The following is a 2,457-nucleotide window of genomic DNA, read 5'->3' on the forward strand; positions in this document are numbered from 1 at the left end:
GTAAAAGCCATTCATACCCGTAGCGGTATAGAAACCCTTGCAAACGATGCTGAGGGAAGCTGGAAACAAAGCACCCCAGATGGTAACTACTTACAATTTGATGGACAAGGCAATGCTACACTTAATATCCCTAAAAACTTCAATATAATGGTAGGTAATGATGTTACGATAACCATAGGAGGGAATTTGTATAAATTGGTAGCATTGAACGAAAATGATACCATAAGTGGTACATCTACAGAAAGTATAGGAGGTGTAAAAAACACGTATATAGGAATGGATATGATGACTCATATAACGGGTAAATTAGTAGAGGTCATTCAAGGGGATGTGCATAGTGAAACAAAAAACGAACGTAAAGAAACATCTGAAAAGCCAATAATTATATTAAGCAACGAATCTATTTTTAAAAATTCTGATAAAAAAATATTCATAACTAGTTCTGAAAACACAAACATTTTTTAAATATGAGTAGAACAAGAATTATTGGAGGAAAATACACTAAAATGATAGGTGGAAATTATTATATCAACTCAAATGAAAATATAAGTCTAATTTTAGGAAATAAAGTTTTTTTAAATGCAAAAGGGGGTGTTCATCGTAAAGATTTAGAAATTGAGGAAGACTCAAATATGAAACAAATATTAAGTGCTGAATGGATACCAAATACTTCAAATGAAAAATTAATTGAAATTGGTGACAAAGTATCCATTTTAGTTAAAACAAGAAACTATAAAAAAGATGAAATTATTAAAATTTCAATAAAGAATACTTTTAATAATGATGATATTTTTATAAATGGTAAAGTTGATGAAAAAGGAGAAGTTTTAGTTCAAAATATCTATTTAAATTTGATATAAATATGGGTAAAATCAAATTTTATTTTTCACAAATTGAAGACAGTAAGAAATTTCAAAATAAAGAATTAAATGTAAAACTTAAAACAAACATTTTAATTTGTTTTGAAAATCTATCATATACTCAATTTTCAGACACAATACAATTTAATTGGGAAATTAGACGCTTGAATCATATTAGTGATTTAAAAAATATATTAAATGAATTTGAAGAAATTAATAATATTGCTTTGATTCATCATGGTGGTTTGTATTCATCAATAATTACTAATGATATAGAAAAAATCAAACTAAACGAGAAGATGATTTGCGAATATATTCCTAATGTATTTGATGCATTATCAAATGATGAAAAATCTTTAGATATTGAAATAGTCGCAGATATTATGCATGAACGTTCTAAATTTCTTTATAAAAATGGTATTGAAAGGAAATATTTTATAGGATATTTATATTTAAAAAAAATGATTTCATCTATTTCAGATAATGGGAATTATTTCTCAATCGCCTGTGATGAGGCCGATACTGATGAAACTCTGAAAGCATTAGGCAATTTAACAGAAAAAAAAATAAAAATTTTTGGAAATACTAATTTAACTACTATTGGGTATTCAATTACATACAAATATCAAGGTATCGATGTTTCAGGTGTTGGTTCAATATTAAATATACCGTTAACAGACTCATGGGATAACAAACTGGGTTGGAAATATTTTGATACAGCAGAAAAAAAAGTTGTTATTACAAATAAAGATTTGGTTTTAAAAGGCACTGGTAAAACTCCTTATAAACTAATAGAGAGAAATTTTTATACAAAAGGTCAAGATTATATATATGTAATACTGTATTATTCAAAAAAAGTTAAAAATTGGTTTTTAAAAAACAGTAATGAAATTGAATATAAAAATTGGAAAAATGAAATTAAAAAAAATTATCATAATAAGCTTATTAACGATTAATATAAGCTATGTTTTTAGTCAAAACTTAAATTCAATTCAATCAAAATATTGTAAAAAGGAATATAAAAAATTGCATAATAAAATACTATTTAAAAAGAATGATAAATTTAAATTTCCTACAAACTTTAAAAGCACAAAAACTTTTAAAATGTTTAATATTCCAGCAAACATTAGGTTGAATCTATTTCCTTTTAAACAATATGATTCTATTTTTATTGCAATACCAAAACATCAAGAGGACGTAACGGATGACTATTTTTCGGATGAAAAAAATTATTTAAAAAAACAGTTGCTAACTCAAGAACAAAAGAACTATGTTTCCGATATATTATTTAATTATTACAGAGATAAAAGTCAAGGTATATTCACAATAGAATCAGTAACATGTAAAAACAACTTACATGATGTATATTTAATTTTACTTTTTAAAAAAAATAACAATCTAATATATATAGCACTTAACGAAAAAGGTTATTCTAAAGATAATTTTTTAAGAGAAGAGAGTTTTGAATTGGATATAAATGAGTTTAAAACTAATAACCTTTTCAAATATTTTAATTTTTATTTGCAGTAAGTAAACATTAATCCTTGTTTGATACACTACTATCCGCTAGACTCGTTAAGAATCCAAAGACTAGGAA

At 24.9% G+C, this 2,457-nt stretch carries 3 protein-coding genes and 1 pseudogene; all 4 read left to right on the forward strand.

Going from position 1 to position 2,457, the window contains the following annotated elements; all coding sequences use genetic code 11:
• Nucleotides 1-465: pseudogene (locus tag B0A78_RS14760) on the forward strand (hypothetical protein); the annotation flags it as partial.
• 2 nt (nucleotides 466-467) lie between these two features.
• Nucleotides 468-860, forward strand: coding sequence for a hypothetical protein (locus B0A78_RS14055; protein WP_065213500.1), 393 nt, complete (start codon nucleotides 468-470; stop codon nucleotides 858-860).
• 2 nt (nucleotides 861-862) lie between these two features.
• Entirely contained in the window at nucleotides 863-1,816 is a 954-nt protein-coding gene (locus B0A78_RS14060) for a hypothetical protein (protein WP_065213501.1), read from the forward strand.
• Nucleotides 1,817-1,964: 148 nt separating this feature from the next.
• Nucleotides 1,965-2,390: a hypothetical protein gene (locus B0A78_RS14065; protein ID WP_123862018.1), complete on the forward strand. Its 426-nt coding sequence runs from the start codon at nucleotides 1,965-1,967 to the stop codon at nucleotides 2,388-2,390.
• Nucleotides 2,391-2,457 lie beyond the last annotated feature (67 nt).

Source organism: Flavobacterium columnare NBRC 100251 = ATCC 23463, from assembly GCF_002530675.1.
GTDB lineage: Bacteria > Bacteroidota > Bacteroidia > Flavobacteriales > Flavobacteriaceae > Flavobacterium > Flavobacterium columnare.

Bases quoted from the DNA above. Each gene is read 5' to 3' on its own strand.
- B0A78_RS14055 (WP_065213500.1), top strand. From the start codon at position 468: ATGAGTAGAACAAGAATTATTGGAGGAAAATACACTAAAATGATAGGT.
- B0A78_RS14060 (WP_065213501.1), top strand. From the start codon at position 863: ATGGGTAAAATCAAATTTTATTTTTCACAAATTGAAGACAGTAAGAAA.
- B0A78_RS14065 (WP_123862018.1), top strand. From the start codon at position 1,965: ATGTTTAATATTCCAGCAAACATTAGGTTGAATCTATTTCCTTTTAAA.